This window comes from Polaromonas sp. P1_F8 (assembly GCF_056405635.1).
Map to the genome: position 1 here is coordinate 1147458 of NZ_JBFUBS010000001.1, position 15834 is coordinate 1163291.

Annotated in this window: 16 protein-coding genes; 5 read left to right on the forward strand and 11 right to left on the reverse strand. The window is 62.0% G+C overall.

Features of this window, described 5'->3' with window-relative positions:
• Positions 1-54: 54 nt before the first annotated feature.
• Together AC1D1J_RS05400 and AC1D1J_RS05405 are read right to left on the reverse strand one after the other, a co-directional pair.
• On the reverse strand, positions 55-1530 hold the full coding sequence (locus AC1D1J_RS05400) for a protein kinase domain-containing protein (RefSeq protein ID WP_477694073.1): 1476 nt from the start codon (positions 1528-1530) through the stop codon (positions 55-57).
• Positions 1527-2279, reverse strand: a complete 753-nt coding sequence (locus AC1D1J_RS05405; protein ID WP_477694074.1) for a metallophosphoesterase family protein — start codon at positions 2277-2279, stop codon at positions 1527-1529. Before AC1D1J_RS05405 ends, AC1D1J_RS05400 begins: the two co-directional genes overlap by 4 nt.
• A 216-nt stretch (positions 2280-2495) precedes the next feature.
• Between AC1D1J_RS05405 and AC1D1J_RS05410 the strand changes: the two genes are divergently transcribed.
• Positions 2496-3035, forward strand: a complete 540-nt coding sequence (locus AC1D1J_RS05410; protein ID WP_477694075.1) for a GNAT family N-acetyltransferase — start codon at positions 2496-2498, stop codon at positions 3033-3035.
• 8 nt (positions 3036-3043) lie between these two features.
• On the opposite strand, the gene AC1D1J_RS05415 is transcribed toward AC1D1J_RS05410, so the two are convergent.
• Positions 3044-3400 (reverse strand): HPF/RaiA family ribosome-associated protein, encoded by a 357-nt coding sequence (locus tag AC1D1J_RS05415; protein WP_457280173.1) that lies wholly within the window; start codon positions 3398-3400, stop codon positions 3044-3046.
• A 198-nt stretch (positions 3401-3598) separates the two neighbouring features.
• Entirely contained in the window at positions 3599-4504 is a 906-nt protein-coding gene (locus AC1D1J_RS05420; RefSeq protein ID WP_477685268.1) for a LysR family transcriptional regulator, read from the reverse strand.
• A gap of 145 nt (positions 4505-4649) precedes the next feature.
• On the opposite strand from AC1D1J_RS05420, the gene AC1D1J_RS05425 reads away from it, so the two are divergent.
• Entirely contained in the window at positions 4650-5675 is a 1026-nt protein-coding gene (locus AC1D1J_RS05425; protein ID WP_477694076.1) for a zinc-binding alcohol dehydrogenase family protein, read from the forward strand.
• 33 nt (positions 5676-5708) lie between these two features.
• Here the strand turns inward: AC1D1J_RS05425 and AC1D1J_RS05430 are convergent, their stop codons facing one another.
• From AC1D1J_RS05430 to katG, 3 genes are all read right to left on the reverse strand, one after another.
• Positions 5709-6212 carry an N-acetyltransferase family protein gene (locus AC1D1J_RS05430; protein ID WP_477685844.1) on the reverse strand — a complete coding sequence of 168 codons (504 nt, stop codon included), beginning with the start codon at positions 6210-6212 and terminating at the stop codon, positions 5709-5711.
• A 102-nt stretch (positions 6213-6314) separates the two neighbouring features.
• Positions 6315-6704 carry a carboxymuconolactone decarboxylase family protein gene (locus tag AC1D1J_RS05435; protein WP_477667851.1) on the reverse strand — a complete coding sequence of 130 codons (390 nt, stop codon included), beginning with the start codon at positions 6702-6704 and terminating at the stop codon, positions 6315-6317.
• A gap of 103 nt (positions 6705-6807) precedes the next feature.
• On the reverse strand, positions 6808-9018 hold the full coding sequence (gene katG, locus AC1D1J_RS05440; protein ID WP_477685266.1) for a catalase/peroxidase HPI: 2211 nt from the start codon (positions 9016-9018) through the stop codon (positions 6808-6810).
• Between the two features lie 329 nt (positions 9019-9347).
• On the opposite strand from katG, the gene AC1D1J_RS05445 reads away from it, so the two are divergent.
• Both AC1D1J_RS05445 and AC1D1J_RS05450 read left to right on the forward strand, forming a co-directional pair.
• A complete protein-coding gene (locus tag AC1D1J_RS05445; protein WP_477685265.1) occupies positions 9348-9971 on the forward strand; it encodes a peroxidase-related enzyme in 624 nt (207 codons plus the stop codon).
• A gap of 90 nt (positions 9972-10061) precedes the next feature.
• Entirely contained in the window at positions 10062-10973 is a 912-nt protein-coding gene (locus AC1D1J_RS05450) for a metal-dependent hydrolase (protein WP_477685264.1), read from the forward strand.
• Between the two features lie 6 nt (positions 10974-10979).
• Here AC1D1J_RS05450 and AC1D1J_RS05455 read toward each other — a convergent pair whose 3' ends face one another.
• Genes AC1D1J_RS05455 through AC1D1J_RS05470 form a run of 4 tightly spaced genes read right to left on the reverse strand, consistent with a single transcriptional unit; the run spans position 10980 to position 13794 of the window.
• On the reverse strand, positions 10980-11402 hold the full coding sequence (locus AC1D1J_RS05455) for an acyl-CoA thioesterase (protein WP_477685263.1): 423 nt from the start codon (positions 11400-11402) through the stop codon (positions 10980-10982).
• Between the two features lie 14 nt (positions 11403-11416).
• Positions 11417-12319 (reverse strand): DMT family transporter, encoded by a 903-nt coding sequence (locus AC1D1J_RS05460; RefSeq protein ID WP_477694077.1) that lies wholly within the window; start codon positions 12317-12319, stop codon positions 11417-11419.
• Positions 12320-12322: 3 nt separating this feature from the next.
• Positions 12323-12973, reverse strand: coding sequence for a LysE family translocator (locus AC1D1J_RS05465; RefSeq protein WP_477694078.1), 651 nt, complete (start codon positions 12971-12973; stop codon positions 12323-12325).
• Between the two features lie 38 nt (positions 12974-13011).
• Positions 13012-13794: an SDR family oxidoreductase gene (locus AC1D1J_RS05470; RefSeq protein WP_457280162.1), complete on the reverse strand. Its 783-nt coding sequence runs from the start codon at positions 13792-13794 to the stop codon at positions 13012-13014.
• A 125-nt stretch (positions 13795-13919) separates the two neighbouring features.
• Between AC1D1J_RS05470 and AC1D1J_RS05475 the strand changes: the two genes are divergently transcribed.
• Entirely contained in the window at positions 13920-15605 is a 1686-nt protein-coding gene (locus AC1D1J_RS05475) for an electron transfer flavoprotein-ubiquinone oxidoreductase (RefSeq protein ID WP_477694079.1), read from the forward strand.
• Positions 15606-15834 lie beyond the last annotated feature (229 nt).

Consider the following 15834-nt stretch of genomic DNA (forward strand, 5'->3'; position numbering starts at 1 on the left):
ACATTTTAGATAGCGCCTTGCGCCCGTTCATAAAGGGCTGCAGGGCTTTTTTTCTTAAACCAGTGACGCATGGGTGCTGACCAGCTCCGGTGGATTAACCGCTTCACTCGCCAGCCGGTCAAACGGCAATTCCTGCTTCACCAGAATCACCGTACAGGGCGCCGCCATGGCGACCTTGATCGGCACCGTCGCCAGCAGGCGCTGCATCTGCAGGCCATGCGTCGCAGCGCCCATCACGATCATGCTGACGTGATTGCCCTGGGCATAGTGCAGCAGTGCTTGCGCAACATCGCCCGATTCGATGACGTGAAAAGACACCATCTGGCTGCTCAGGTGCAAAGGCTGAGCCCACTGGCGAAGCATGCCCAGGTAGCGCCGGTGCACGGTGGTTTCGCTCGTCTGTGTGTCGTGGCCCGGGGTTGCCGCAGGATCAATCACCGTCACGCAGGCCAGCCGCGCGCGTGGTGTCGTGCCCAGCACCCGCATCACAGCGCGCCGCAGCGAATACAGCGTGACGTCGCTCACGTCCAGGTAAGGCACGGCCACCATGATGATGGGCGCCGCATCAATTTGCCGGGAAGGCAGCGGGCTGGGTTGGTAATCTTTGCCCGCTGCGCGCAACCACCGCTTGAAATGCATCCAGAAGCCCGTGGGTTGCAGGCGCTGGCCCAGCCTCGTCACGGCGATCTGCGCTGGGTCAGAGAGATCCAGCGCCAGGTGTGCAGCCGACGCATAACGCCGGTCAGCCTCGTTCTGCAGGCAGTGCAGGATCACTTCCTGCAGCCATTCGGGCAAGTCTGGCCGCAGCGCGCGCGGCGGCGCCGGGTCCATCCACAGGCGCTGCCGCAGGCCGCCGCGGGTCTGCGGGTTGCCAAAAGGCAGCGCCCGTGTGGCCAGTTCGTACAGCATCACGCCGATGGCAAAGATGTCGCTGCGCGGGTCGCCCCGCACGCCCACCACCTGTTCGGGCGCCATCCAGGTCGGGGAGCCGACGGCGGGGCGCAGCTCTTCAGCCAGCAGGTCCGGGTAATGCGCATGGCAGGACAACCCGAAGTCGAGCAGCACGGCACGGCCATCGGGGCGTATCAGCACGTTCGCCGGTTTCAGGTCCAGGTGGCAGGCATCCTGCAGATGCAGGCTGTGCACCGCCTGGGCCACTGCCACACCCAGCTGGGCAATTTCTTCGGCAGGCAGCGGCGCTGCGGCCTCGTCCAGCAGTTGTTGCAGGGTGCGGCCGGGGATGTATTCCATCACCAGGTAGGGCAGTTTTTCGAGGTCTCCCGCAGCCACCAGCCGCGGCACATGCGGCCCGCTCAGCACGGAAAGCAGCTGCAGCTCGACCTCAAAGCCCACAATGTTTTCCGCGCCGTCGCCGGGCGTCATGCGCGGGACCTTCATCACCAACGGAAAAGGCACGGCGTGCGTTGCGTCGGCATACCCCACCTGGTAGATGTGCGCCATGCCGCCGGCATGCAGGCATTCGCCAACCACAAATCCATCTACCACGGTCCCGGGTGCCATCAACCTCACAGGCCCGCCTCCAGCCGCTGCGCAAAGTATGCGGGCAGACCCGCCGCGCGCACGTCGGCTGCGGCAGCCAGGTGGTCATAAGCCACGCGGTGGAAAGTCAGCTCGGCCAGCTCCGGGTCAAACAGTGCATACATGGCTTTGGTATTGCCGTCGCGCGGCTGGCCCACCGAACCCACGGTGGCGAGCCAGTAGCGGTGCGCCGGCACCGGAATGAGCACACCCGGGGTTGGATGAAAGCGCATCAGCCCCTGTCCCGCGCCGTGGAAATACAGCGTCTGCTGGTGTACGTGGCCGCAAAACACATAGCGTACGTCCGGGTCGAGCGATGCAGCGTCAAGGCTGGCTTCGGCGCGGCGCTCGTTGTCCACATAGTGCCAGCGCCCCGGCGAATCGGCACTGGCGTGTACCAGCAGCGCGGTGCCAATGGTGGCCGTCAGTGGCAGTCTCTCCAGGAAATCCAGAGCCTCCTTGTCCAGCCGTTCGTGCGTCCAGGCGGCGCCGCTCTGGTCGACCGAACGGGCCTGTACGGGCGGCGTCACCGTGTGCTGGTCATGGTTGCCCCTGAGCACGACGGCGCCCTCCCCAGCCAGGTCGCGAATCCGTTGCACCACCTCGGCCGGCTGCGCGCCATAGCCCACCAGGTCTCCCAGTATGGCCAGGCGGCCGGCGCCCTGCTCCGCGGCGTGGGCAAGGCAGGCCTCCAGTGCACGCAGGTTGGCATGCACATCGGACAGCAGGGCTATTTTCATAAGGTGAGGCGCAGTTTTATTTCACGGCTGGCAGTTTCAGGCAGCCAGCCCTGCCAATCCTGCCATTTGCGAACAGGACAGCACAGTTTGCCGTAAAAGGGGGGATTCGTGGCTGTTTTTGCGCCTCGTCAGCGCCGCTGCCATGCGCTGGCCGGTAAGATGGTGATTGTCATAACGCTATTAAATTCATAGCTGCTTGCGCTCGCCCTGACTGGGTTGCAGACCAAAATTACCTTTATCCTCGCCTGCTTTATCGCCGTTGATCCCGTCATGCACATCCGCCCTTACCAGGATTCAGACCTCGCCGCAGTCGCCCAGCTGTTCACCGATGCGGTTCATGGCCTGGCGGGAAGCCACTACGACGCCGTGCAGCGCGAGGCCTGGGCGCCGCGCCCACCCGATCTGGGCCCATGGAAAACGCGGCTCGGGCCATTACAAATTTTGCTGGCGCAAGACACGGAAGGCGGCGGTCTGCTGGGCTTTATTGGCTACGAAAAAAATGGCCATATCGACCTCCTGTTTACGTCGCCCGCTGCCGCGCGCCGCGGTGTGGCTTCGCAGCTTTATGGCCATGCCGAAACTGCGCTGCGCGGTCTCGGCATCGTGGCGCTTTTTACCGAAGCCAGCCTGGTGAGCCGGCCATTTTTTGAGCGCCAGGGATTCGCGGTGAGGCAAGAGCAATGCGTTGAACGGCGTGGGGCCATGCTTCGCCGCTTTGCGATGGCCAAGGCCATCACCCTGGGCGACAAGGCTTAGTCAACGGTTCAGATGGCGTCGGGCTCGTGCCGGATGGTTTCACGCGTGCGGTGGTGGTCGCGCAATTTCCCCAGTGTGTGGTCAAGCACCCGTTTGAGCTTGTCGCTTGCGCCGCGAAAGGCTTCGTCCTGGCTGGGCGCGTGGTGGTTGACGGCCAGTGGTTCATGATGCGCCAGCCGCGCCTCCATCACGCAACGTTTCTGGTCCGGGCTGATCTTGTCGCTGTTTTCATCACTCATATGAACCTCAATGCGCGTGATGTCACCCTTGAAGCGGCTCAGTGAGGTGTTAAGTTCGGTGCTGGCCCAGCGCTCGAACGATTCGCCGGTATGCATGGTGTGATTGGAATTGACTTGAACTTGCATGGGTATTGGTTTCCTTTCAGGACGGTTACAGCGAAGAGGCCTGCCGGCCGGGCTGTCTTGCAGTTGCCGGGAAGGCAACTGGAAAATTCATTGTGCGCCCTGCACGGCTGCGAGCGTGTAGTCCTGATCCTCACCCTGAAGTAAGGGTGGTTTTCCACACCGCACACGGACTTACGGTTTCCTCATGGGGTGAGTGCTTCACGGGGCTTCAGAAAGCGCCAGGCAGCGTGCACCGATAAATTCCCTGAGCAGGCGCAGGCCGGGCGTCAGTTGCCGCCGCCCCGGTAACACCATGTACAGCGGCACTGCCTCGGTTTGCCATTCTGTGCACAGGGCGACCAGCCGCCCCGCAGCCAGGTCGTCCGCCACATCCAGCCGCGATTTGTAAGTGATGCCGCGGCCGGCCAGGGCCCACCGGCGAACCGCGTCGCCATCGTTGGCAACATTGCCGCCAGTGGCACGCACCGTGAGCTCTTCGCCATTTCTCCAGAACTTCCAGCGGTCATACACGTCTTCACCCAGCATGAAGCACAGGCAAATATGCTTTGCTAGTGCCTGCGGCGTGTCAGGCGTACCGTGCAACGCGAGGTAGGCAGGTGATGCACACAGCACGCGCCGATTCGTCAAATCCACCGGCAACGCCAGCATGCTGGAATCGGGCGGCTCGCCTTGCCGAAAAGCCGCGTCCACCAGGTCGCTGTAGACATTGGTCACGCGATCCGACAGATGCAGCCGGTATTGAATGCCGGGATGCAACAGCTGAAACGCTTCCAGCCAGGGCAGCAGCACATTGCGGCCGAAGTCTGATGGCGCGGCCAGCTGCAGCACACCGCGCACCTGCTGCCGGCCGCTGGCGAGCTCCAGCTGGGCATCGCGCAATGCCGCCAGCGCGGGCCGGCAATGCGCCAGAAACACCTCGCCCTCGCGCGTGAGGCGCAGGCTGCGGGTCGAGCGCACAAAGAGCGGCGCCTGCAGTTCCTCCTCCAGCCGCTTGAGCGCGGCACTGGCGGCAGCGGGCGTCAGATCCAGACCGCGAGCGGTGGCAGACAGGCTGCCGGTGTCAACGGTGCGAACAAAGATTTCCAAGTCTTGCAGGGCTTTCATTTACAAATTTTATTTGTAAATAGCTTCAATTGAAAGCCTATTTATCTTCATTTTCAAACCAAATACAGTTCAGGCATCAGTTTTTAGCACGACTGACCACAACGCCACACAACACCACGCAACATCACACGCAAAGGAAATCACCATGAAAGCCATCGGCTACACACACGCCCATGCACTCAACCAGACCGGCCAAACCGGTTTGAGCGACATCACCCTGCCCGACCCAACGCCCACCGGCCACGACCTGCTGGTCGAGGTGAAAGCCGTGTCAGTGAACCCGGTGGACACCAAAGTACGCGCCAGCGCGGCGCGCAGCGCTGGCTCGGATTACAAGGTGTTGGGCTATGACGCCAGCGGCATCGTGCGCGCCGTCGGCCCCGAGGTCACACTGTTCAAGGCCGGTGACAAGGTCTGGTATGCGGGGTCCATCGCCCGGCCCGGCACCAACAGCGAACTCCACCTGGTCGATGAACGCATCGTCGGCCGCATGCCGCAAACGCTGGGGTTTGCCGAAGCGGCCGCCCTGCCGCTGACCAGCATCACCGCCTGGGAAATGCTGTTCGACCGTCTCGGCATCGTGCCGGGCAAAACACCCAACAACAAAACACTGCTCATCATCGGCGCCTCGGGCGGCGTGGGCTCGATCATGACGCAGCTGGCCACGCGCCTGACCTCGCTCACCGTGATAGGCACCGCGTCACGGCCGGAAACCCAAGCCTGGGTGAAGGAACTCGGCGCACATCATGTCATCGACCACAGCCGGCCGATTGCCGAAGAGCTCAAGCGTATCGGCATCCCCGCGGTGGACTACATCGTGGGCCTCACGCAAACCGACAGCCACCTGGCACAAATCGCCGAAGCCATCGCACCACAAGGCAAGTTCGGCCTGATTGACGACCCGGTGAAGTTCGACATCACGCTGTTCAAACGCAAGAGCGCATCCATCCACTGGGAACTGATGTTCACCCGCCCCCTCTTCGGTACACCCGACATGGTGGCACAGCACCGCCTGCTCAATGAGGTCGCCCAACTTGTCGATTCCGGCTTGATCCGCACGACGCTGACGGAAACGTTTGGTGCGATCAATGCCGCCAACTTGCGGCGGGCGCATGAGTTGGTGGAGTCTGGAAAGGCGCGGGGGAAGGTTGTGCTTGAAGGGTGGGTTTGAGTTTTCTTGTTGAGGCCGGGGCTTGTTCCGGCCTTAACGCCGCAAAGTCTTGAACATCACAAACGCATCCACCAACCCCAACCTCACATGCCGAAAAGCCCCCGGCAAGGTCCCCACAATCTCAAATCCCAATCTTTGCCATAACCGAACAGCACGCTCATTCGTCGACACCACCAGGTTGAACTGCATCGCCAGAAAACCCATGGCCAGCGCTTCCTGCTGGGAGTGCTCGCACATCGCCGACGCCAGGCCTTTGCCCTGCGCTTCGGGCGCGACCACATAGCCGCAGTTGCAGACATGCGCACCCAGCCCCGGCTGGTTGGGTTTGATGAAGTAGGTGCCTAGCAGTCGGCCGTCGTCGCTGTTCCCCTCACGCACTACATACGTCGCCCGGGGCGCGTCCATCCACACCGCGTGTATTTCAGCTTCTGTGCTGTCGGGCGAAAAGGCATAGGTGTCGCCTGCTTCAAAGGTGGCGCGCAGCAGCGGCCAAACGGCGGGCCAGTCGGCCTCGGTGCAGCGGCGGATCAAGGGCATGGGTTCAGTCATGGCGGATAAGGATAAAAGTTATTTCCTATCTTTTTAATAGCTATACATCCACGTATTGGAAGGGCTACAACCTCAAATCGCTTACAAACCTCACGCCTTTGGAGGCGCATCAACAACCTCGGCCGCCGTGCGAAATGCCTCGACCGCGGCGGGCAGGCCGCAATAAATGCTCGCGTGCAGCAGCACTTCCTGAAGCTGCTCCGGCGTCACGCCGTTGTTGAGCGCGCCGCGCACATGCCCTTTGAGTTCATGCTGTTTGCCCAGTGCCGTCAGCATGGCTACGGTAATCAGGCTGCGTGTTTTGAGGTCCAGCCCCGGCCGCTGCCACACATCACCCCAGGCATTGCGGGTCACGAAGTGCTGGATCGGCAGGGAAAAACCGGTGGCCTTGTCGAAAGCATTGGCCACAAAATCCTCGCCCATCACCTGCTTGCGGGTGGCGAGGCCCTTGTCGAAATCCTTGTCTGCGGGCTGCGTCATGAAGGCTCCTAAAAGACGAAGCGTAATGGAAAGCAAAAAAGCCCGCTCCGGTCTTCACCAGGGCGGGCTTGGCCTCAATCAGCGCCTATGATGGTCTGCTCAATCAGGCAAGGTCGTAGCGGTCCAGGTTCATCACCTTGTTCCAGGCTGCCACAAAGTCACGCACGAAGACCTGCTGCGAATCGCTGCACGCATAGACCTCCGCAATGGCCCGCAGCTGCGAGTTCGAACCGAAGACGAGGTCGATCACCGTACCCGTCCATTTGAGTTCGCCCGTCGTGCGGTCGCGTCCCTCCAGCACATCTTCAGCGGCGGCAGATTTCTGCCACTTCGTACGCATGTCGAGCAGGTTCACAAAGAAGTCGTTGCTCAAGGTTCCGGGCCGCTTGGTGAAAACACCGTGCTGAGCCTGCCCGACGTTGGCATTCAGGGCGCGCATGCCGCCGACCAGAACCGTCATCTCGGGAGCGCTCAGCGTCATCAGGTTCGCGCGATCCACCAGCTGCTCGGCTGCCCGCTGCGCCTGCCCCTTGCGGGTGTAGTTTCGGAAACCGTCTGCGGCCGGTTCCAGCACGGCAAACGACGCCACATCGGTTTGCGCTTGTGAAGCGTCCGTGCGGCCCGGTGAAAAGGGCACCTTCACGTCGTGGCCGGCTTTCCGTGCAGCCGCCTCGACGGCCGCGCAGCCACCGAGAACGATCAGGTCGGCCAGCGAAACCTTCTTGCGTCCAGACTGCGCGCTATTGAACTCGCCCTGGATGGCCTCCAGCACTTTCAGGACTTTTGCCAGCTCGGCCGGCTGATTGGCTTCCCAATCCTTTTGCGGTGCGAGGCGGATGCGCGCACCGTTTGCGCCACCGCGCTTGTCGCTGCCACGGAAGGTGGAAGCAGACGCCCAGGCCGTTGTGACGAGCTGGGAGATGGAGAGCCCGGAGGCGAGGACCTTGGCCTTGAGGCCTTCAATATCCTGCTCATTGATCAGTGGATGATCGACAGCGGGAACCGGATCCTGCCAAATCAGAGCCTCCTTCGGCACCAGCGGGCCGAGGTAGCGCGCAGCCGGTCCCATGTCACGGTGCGTCAGCTTGTACCAGGCCCGGGCGAAGGCGTCCGCAAACTCCTGCGGATTCGCCATGAAGCGCCGCGAGATCTTCTCGTAAGCCGGATCCATGCGCATGGCCATATCGGCGGTCGTCATCATCGGGGCATGGCGCAGCGCGGGATCATGGGCATCCGGCACGGTGGTCGCTGCGGCAGGGTCTTTGGGCTTCCACTGGTGGGCGCCGGCGGGGCTCTTCGTCAGCTCCCACTCGTAGCCGAACAGGTTTTCGAAGTAGCCGTTGTCCCACTTGGTGGGGTTCTTGGTCCAGGCGCCTTCGATGCCGCTGGTGACGGTGTGCACGCCGTGGCCGCCGCCGAACTTGTTGATCCAGCCAAACCCCTGGTCTTCAATGGTGCCGCCCTCAGGCTCGGGCCCCACGTATTGGCCCGGATCGGCTGCGCCGTGGGCCTTTCCGAAGGTGTGCCCGCCGGCGGTGAGCGCAACAGTTTCTTCGTCGTTCATCGCCATGCGGGCGAATGTCTCGCGGATGTCCCGCGCCGAACCCAGCGGGTCCGGTTTGCCGTTCGGGCCCTCGGGGTTCACATAGATCAGGCCCATCTGCACGGCACCGAGCGGGCTCTCGAGTTCGCGGTCGCCGGTGTAGCGTTTGTCGCCCATCCACTCGGCTTCAGGGCCCCAGTAAATCTCTTCCGGCTCCCAGACGTCCGGGCGCCCGCCGGCAAAGCCGAAGGTCTTGAATCCCATGGAGTCCATGGCCACGGTGCCGGCCAGAACCATCAGGTCGGCCCAGGAGATTTTCCTGCCGTACTTCTGCTTGATCGGCCACAGCAGGCGGCGTGCCTTGTCAAGGTTTCCGTTGTCCGGCCAGCTGTTGAGCGGCGCAAATCGCTGTGTGCCGGAGCCGGCGCCGCCGCGCCCGTCGGCGATCCGGTAGGTGCCTGCGCTGTGCCACGCCATGCGAACGAAGAATGGGCCGTAGTGGCCGTAGTCCGCAGGCCACCAGTCCTGCGAATCCGTCATCAGCTCATGGAGGTCTTTCACCACGGCATGCAGGTCCAGGGTCTTGAATTCTTCGGCATAGTTGAACGCCTCGCCCATGGGATCGGACAGCGATGAGTTCTGGTGAAGGATCTTGAGGTTCAGCTGGTTGGGCCACCAATCGGCGTTCGTTGCGGCACCAGCCAGGGCGTGTTTGCGGGCGCCGCCCGAGAATGGGCAAGTGCCTTCGTTTTGCGTGTTGTGATCAGCCATGATGAGTTACCTTTGATGATTAAGTGGTGCCGAATGACGGCATGGATTTGCACTGCGGGACAGCCAGGACGCTTTGGTCAAGGCCGTGTTTTGGGGCTGCGGATGGAGTCTCCTTTGAGGGGCTTGCCAGACGGATGGCCTGTGAAACACAGTCTAGGTTTCGCCGCAAAATAATCAAAGGCAATTAAACATATTTAGTTAATAGTTTTTATCAATTACATGTATTTTGACTTCAACCCTCAGCGCGACCTGGCGGGTAGTCTTGCAGTTACGCTTGGACCCAAGTCACTTATCGAGTCACTCTTATAAAGCCTTTGAAGGAAGCCCTCATGACCAGCCCCAAAACCGCCGGCACAGCACCCCGGTACCCTGCTCCCGAACTGAAGGACCTGCCGGAAGACATCAAAGCCAAAGTCCTGGAGGTGCAGGAAAAAGCCGGCTTCGTGCCCAACGTATTCCTGGCGCTGGCGCGCCGCCCTGCCGAATGGCGTGCCTTCTTCGCCTATCACGATGCCCTGATGCTCAAGGAAGAGGGTTCCAACCCCAACGGCAGCCTGACCAAGGGCGAGCGCGAGATGATCGTCACCACGACGAGCGCGGCCAACAATTGCCTGTATTGCGTGGTGGCGCACGGAGCCATCCTGCGCATTTACGAAAAAAAGCCGCTGGTGGCCGACCAGGTGGCGGTGAACTACCGCAAGGCCGACATCACACCGCGCCAGCGCGCCATGCTCGACTTTGCGATGAAGGTATGCCTGCAGGCGGACCAGATTGAAGACAGCGACTTTGAAGCGCTGTACGGCCACGGCTTTGACGATGAAGACGCCTGGGATATCGCGGCCATCACAGCTTTTTTTGGGCTCTCCAACCGCATGGCGAGCTTCAGCAACATGCAGCCCAACCCGGAGTTCTACCTGATGGGCCGTGTGCCCAAACCGCCCAGGCCCACCTGAGAGCTGGTTCTGGTTTGTACGGTGCCCGGCAACGCTGAATAATGCGCATGGCTCCGCGTTTGTGTTTGGCTTGATTTGGAACAGGATTTCATGACTTCGACCGCCACCGCTTCCCCCGTCGCCCCGGCCGCGCCCAACCCCGCATCGGCCAACCCCTCCGGCCTGTCCGTGCGCAAGCTCGAGATCGATCTGGGCCAGGGCTTTAACCGCCACTGGTATGGCGGCGACGCCTTCCTGAGCCAGTACCACAATGCCTTGTCGATGAGCTTTCCGGTCGGTGAGCAATCCTTCATCGATGCGGTGCGCGACTGCGCGAAGCTGCTGCCCCCGACGCCCGAGCATGCCCTGCTGCACGAAGCCATGGCGCAGTTCATGGGCCAGGAGGCCACGCACCGCCATATCCACGCGCTCTACAACACGCACCTGGAAACGCAGGGCCTGGTCAACCACTGGCAGCACTGGGCTACGGCGCGCATCGACTATGCGAAGAAAAGAGGCATCGCGTCGCGCCATTTCCTGGCGGTGACGGCCGCGTATGAGCACCTCACCGCGGTGCTGGCCGACTACCTGCTGCGCCACAACGACACGCTGGACAGTGCCGACCCGAGAATGCAAATCCTCTGGCGCTGGCACGCGGCCGAGGAAACCGAGCACCGCGCCGTGGCCTACGACCTTTACCAGGCGCTGCAGGGCAGCTACGGCTGGCGCATACGCTGGTACATCTATGCGGTGCTGCTGTTCACCTTCGATTCAGGGCGGCAGACCGTGCTCAACCTGTGGCACGACGGCACGCTGTTCAAACCCGGCACCTGGTGGAGCGCACTCAAATTCTTCTGGGGCCGCAACGGTGCCATGTGGCACTGCACGATGCCGCTGCTGTCCTACTTCAGGCGCAGCTTCCACCCGGACCAGGAAGCGTTTGCGGAGCCCGGGCAGCAGACACGGACCCTGGCCCAGCGCTGGCTTAAAGAACACGCGGAGAGCTTTCGCGTGGTGCGTTGAGGCGCTCTACTCCTCGATTATTTTGCGCATCCAGTCCGGCAGCGGTCTCGACTTTTGCGCCGGAAAGTCCACCCAGATGGTGGTGGCACCGCCCGCAGCGCAGATCACGCCCGGCGTATCAGCGCGCTCCATCGTGGCCCAGCTTTCAAACGTGGTGCGCCCCGGGTCGCTTACGTACATCTTCATCAGAACGTCACCCGGATATTCCAGCTGCTTGTAGAAATTGCAAAAAGCGTTAACGATCACCGGCCCTTCGCCTTTCGGGTCGGGCTTGCAGCCAATGCCATACATCCAGTCGATGCGGATAGTTTCGAGATAACGGAAGTAAGTGCCGTTGTTGAGGTGGCCCATCGCGTCCATATCACCCCAACGGATGGGAATATGCATTTCGTGGACGAGCTTTTTCTTTTCGGGAATTTCAATTTTCATGATGCCAATTGCCTTTATCGATGGGCCCTGATGGAAGCCAGGATTCCCAGCGTGAACAACACGCACGCAGACAGTTGTACCAGTGTGGGCCAGTGGCCATCCCAGGCAAACGAATACAGCAGCGCAAAAATGGTCTCACTCACGATGAGCTGCCCGCACAGGCTGGCACTGAGCCGCTGGCTGGCCATGTTCCACAAAATCGTCGCCAGCCAGGTGGAGCCCAGACCGGCCAGCACGCAGAGCAACACGAACACGCCGCAGTCTTCGCGGCCGGCCAGCACGCTTGCGTCCGAACCCGCAAGCAGCCACATCAGCAATGCCCCGAGGCCAGTCGCCACACCCAGCCAGTTGGCCCAGTCGGTGGCATTGACTTCAGGATGCCGCTTGAGCCAGGCAGAATTCAGGATCGCAAACGCCGTCCAGCACACCAGTGAGGCCGACACAAACAGCATGCCACGCCAGAAATTCGTGGCTGTTCCCTGACCGGCCTCGTGGGTGGAACCCATCATGAGCGCCAGCCCCGCCAGGGTGAGCGCCAGGCCGGGCAGCAGGGAAGCCCAACGCAGGCCTTGCGGCTTGCCCAGCAACATGACCCAAATGGGAATGGTGCCGATTACCAGCGAAGGCACTTCGGTGCCGGCGTCGCGTATGGCCAGCACCAACAGCAGGTAGTAGCCGCTGAACCCGAGAATGCTCATGACCAGAGCGGCCCACGCCTGCCGCACCGTGGGCAGGCGGCGAGTGCGCCATCCCGCCAGCATCACCAGCACAGCCACCACGCCGTACACCGCAAAGCGCCCGGCCGTCAGGTCAATGGACGAATAGCCACCCACGCCCATGTCGAGCATGCGCGGCGCCACAAACACCAGGCCCCACAGCGCGCCCGCCGCGAGCCCGGCCAGAATGCCCGTCAGCATCCGTCAGGCAGTGTGCGCAGTGGCTACCAGGCGCAAACCTAGCAGCCCCATCGCACCGGCGGCGGTGCGGTCTACCGCAGCCTTGCTGCGCAGGTAGGCTGCGCGCGGTACAGCGGAAGACAAAACCACCGCCACCACGGCATACCAGCCGGTTTCCATCACGAGCACGCCCACAAGCACCAGCAGGGCTGCGGGCAAGGGAAACTGTGCGGGCAACAGTGCCGCGAACACGCTGCTGTAAACCACCACGATCTTCGGGTTGCTCAGCTGCGTCACCAGCCCCTGGCGAAACGATTGCAGCACCGTGCGGCGCGAAGCGCCCGTGTCACCGCCGCCCATTTCCAGCGGCTGGCGCGCGCCGCGCCAGATATTAAAGGCGATCCACATCAGGTACAGGCCGCCCACGACCTTGAGCGCCATGTAGACACCAGGCAAGGCGGCCAGCAGGGCCTGCAGCCCGGCCAGCGCCAACGCGGCAAACACCAGCGCCCCCAGGCCCATACCCACCGCGGCAGCCAGGCCGTCAGCGCGTGAACGCGAAACCGCGATGCGCGCAACCTGCACAAAACTGGGGCCCGGGCTGACCACGCCCGCCAGCAAGGCCAGGAAGATCAGGCCTATCGGGCCGAGGTAGGGCACTACGGAATCCATCATGTTCTTCTCCGAAAATTAATCTTTGTTATGCCGATCGATCAAACGCCAAACCCGTCGTCGGCTGCAATCACTGCACCATTGACGAAATGGCTCTCGCCACTGGCCAGCATCACCAGCAGTGCATCCAGGTCTTGCGGTTTGCCGATGCGCTTGCGCGGCAACATCTGCACCAGCCTCTTGCCCTGCTCGGTTTCCCAATGGTGGTGGTTGATCTCGGTGTCAATATAGCCGGGGCAGATGGCATTGACGTTGATGCCGAACTTGCCCCACTCCAGCGCCATGGCTTTGGTCATCTGCACCACGGCGGCCTTGCTCATGCAGTACACGCCGATCTGCGGCAGTACGCGCAAGCCGGCCATGGAGGCGATGTTGATGATGCGGCCGCCGGCATAGTTGCCGGGCCCGGCACCGCGCGAACGGGCCAGCATGCGCTTGCCGACTTCCTGCGCCACGAAGAAGGCGCCCTTCACATTGGTGTTGAAGATGAAGTCGTAGTCTTCCTCGCCGACGTCCTGGATGCGCTGTGTGGTGCTCACGCCGGAGTTGTTGACCAGAATGTCGATGGGCCCGACTTCCGTTTCAGCATGGGCCACGCCGGCCTTGATGCTGGCGTGGTCGGTCACGTCGAGCTCAACCACATGCGCATCGCCACCCGCAGCCTCAATCTGCGCGCGCAGGTCCTTGAGCTTGTCGAGCCTGCGGCTGGCCAGCACCACGGCCGCGCCGGCACGGCTCAGTGTTTTGGCGAACTGCGCACCCAGCCCGCCGGATGCACCGGTCACGAGAGCGACACGCCCCGACAGATCAATGCTGTAAGCCATTAGAGGCTCCTCTCTCAATTTAAACCGTACAAAAGAGAACGACCGTTCGCATCGCCGCATTCGCGACATAAAATCCAACGCGAGACCGACAATCCTTCCTGAAAATCATTATCAGCGAGTCCCCGATGAATACCCAAGAAATTCTGGCCCAGTTCGGCCCGCGCGAAGCAATGGAATATGACGTGGTCGTGGTGGGCGGAGGCCCGGGCGGCCTGGCCACCGCCATCCGGCTCAAACAACTCGCCGCTGAAAAGGGCACAGATGTTTCCGTGGTGGTGCTTGAAAAAGGTTCCGAGCCCGGCGCGCACATTCTCTCGGGCGCAGTGATGGATCCGAAGGCGCTGACCGAACTGCTGCCCGACTGGAAAGCCCGGGGCGCCCCGTTGAACCAGCCCGTTACCGCTGACGAAGTGCTTTTCCTGAGCGAAAAGAGCGCGATCAAGACACCGGCCTTTTTTGTGCCGGACTGCTTTCACAACGAAGGCAATTACGTCATCAGCCTGGGCAATGTGGTGCGCTGGCTGGCGCAGCAGGCAGAGGGCCTGGGCGTTGAAATCTTCCCCGGCTTCGCGGCAGCCGAAGTGCTCTACAACGACGACGGCTCCGTCAAGGGCGTGGCCACCGGCAATCTCGGCATCGGCAAGGACGGTCAGCCGACCGACAACTTCCAGCTCGGCATGGAGCTGCACGGCAAATACACCGTGTTTGCCGAAGGCGCGCGCGGCCACCTGGGCCGCCAGCTGATCAACCGCTTCAAACTCGACGAAGGCCGCGACCCGCAAGGCTACGCGCTGGGGGTGAAAGAACTCTGGGAAATCGACCCGGCCAAACACAAGCCGGGCCTTGTGATCCACACTGCCGGCTGGCCAATGGACAGCCAGACCTACGGTGGCGGTTTCATGTACCACCTGGAGGACAACAAGGTCACGCTGGGCATGGTCACCGGCCTGGACTACAGCAACCCCTACCTCAGCCCGTTTGAAGAGATGCAGCGCTGGAAGACTCACCCCAGCATCAAGCAATACCTTGAGGGCGGCAAGCGCATCAGCTATGGCGCGCGTGCCATCACCGCCGGCGGCGCATTGAGCCTGCCCAAAACCGTGTTCCCCGGTGGCGCGCTGATCGGCTGCGAAGCCGGTTACCTCAATGCCGCCCGCATCAAGGGCAGCCACGCGGCCATCAAGAGCGGCATGCTGGCCGCTGAGGCCGCCTATGGGGCTGTCACCGCCGGCCGCCAGCACGACGAGCTGGCCGCCTACCCTGAAGCCTATGCCAAGAGCTGGCTCGCGCAGGAGCTCAACCAGTCGCGCAATTTCAAGTCCTGGTTCAAGAAAGGCCTCTACGTCGGCGCCTTCATGACCGGCATCGAGCACTGGCTGTTGCCCAAGCTGGGCTTCAAGTCGCCGCCCTGGACCATCCACAACAGCATTCCGGACTACGCCAAGCTCAAGCCGGCGGCCGAGTGCACGCCCATCGTGTATCCCAAGCCCGACAACAAGATCACCTTCGACCGCCTTAGTTCGGTTTTCGTCTCCAACACCAACCACGAAGAGCACCAGCCCGCGCACCTGACGCTCAAGGACGCGAGCGTGCCGGTGAGCATCAACCTGGCCAAGTACGCCGGCCCCGAAAGCCGCTACTGCCCGGCCGGTGTCTACGAGTTCGTAAAGAACCCCGACAATACCGACCGCCTGCAGATCAACGCGCAGAACTGCGTGCACTGCAAAACCTGTGACATCAAAGACCCAACACAAAACATCGTGTGGGTCACGCCCGAAGGCGGTGGCGGACCCAACTACAGCGGCATGTAAGCAAAGCATCTCCATCAACGAAAGCCCGGCCTCCCCCGGGCTTTTTTCATGCGATTTGCTACGCCGGGTTAATTCCCGGGAATTCAGCGCACTGTGCGAGCAGTCGCAGCAGCCCCTGATCTTTGTGACTTTTTGTCGTTTGCCGTTGGGATGCCAACTGCTAACGAACAGTTCAGCTCCCCGCCAGCCGGCGATTTGCAACCGTCATTCACAAGTGCTTACCGAACGA

Coding starts and splice junctions, on each gene's coding strand:
- AC1D1J_RS05455 (WP_477685263.1), bottom strand. CDS start 11,402: ATGAAAATTGAAATTCCCGAAAAGAAAAAGCTCGTCCACGAAATGCAT.
- AC1D1J_RS05430 (WP_477685844.1), bottom strand. CDS start 6,212: ATGCCCTTGATCCGCCGCTGCACCGAGGCCGACTGGCCCGCCGTTTGG.
- AC1D1J_RS05465 (WP_477694078.1), bottom strand. CDS start 12,973: ATGATGGATTCCGTAGTGCCCTACCTCGGCCCGATAGGCCTGATCTTC.
- AC1D1J_RS05450 (WP_477685264.1), top strand. CDS start 10,062: ATGACTTCGACCGCCACCGCTTCCCCCGTCGCCCCGGCCGCGCCCAAC.
- AC1D1J_RS05420 (WP_477685268.1), bottom strand. CDS start 4,504: ATGAAAGCCCTGCAAGACTTGGAAATCTTTGTTCGCACCGTTGACACC.
- AC1D1J_RS05475 (WP_477694079.1), top strand. CDS start 13,920: ATGAATACCCAAGAAATTCTGGCCCAGTTCGGCCCGCGCGAAGCAATG.
- AC1D1J_RS05425 (WP_477694076.1), top strand. CDS start 4,650: ATGAAAGCCATCGGCTACACACACGCCCATGCACTCAACCAGACCGGC.
- AC1D1J_RS05435 (WP_477667851.1), bottom strand. CDS start 6,704: ATGACGCAGCCCGCAGACAAGGATTTCGACAAGGGCCTCGCCACCCGC.
- AC1D1J_RS05445 (WP_477685265.1), top strand. CDS start 9,348: ATGACCAGCCCCAAAACCGCCGGCACAGCACCCCGGTACCCTGCTCCC.
- AC1D1J_RS05405 (WP_477694074.1), bottom strand. CDS start 2,279: ATGAAAATAGCCCTGCTGTCCGATGTGCATGCCAACCTGCGTGCACTG.
- AC1D1J_RS05460 (WP_477694077.1), bottom strand. CDS start 12,319: ATGCTGACGGGCATTCTGGCCGGGCTCGCGGCGGGCGCGCTGTGGGGC.
- AC1D1J_RS05415 (WP_457280173.1), bottom strand. CDS start 3,400: ATGCAAGTTCAAGTCAATTCCAATCACACCATGCATACCGGCGAATCG.
- katG (WP_477685266.1), bottom strand. CDS start 9,018: ATGGCTGATCACAACACGCAAAACGAAGGCACTTGCCCATTCTCGGGC.
- AC1D1J_RS05470 (WP_457280162.1), bottom strand. CDS start 13,794: ATGGCTTACAGCATTGATCTGTCGGGGCGTGTCGCTCTCGTGACCGGT.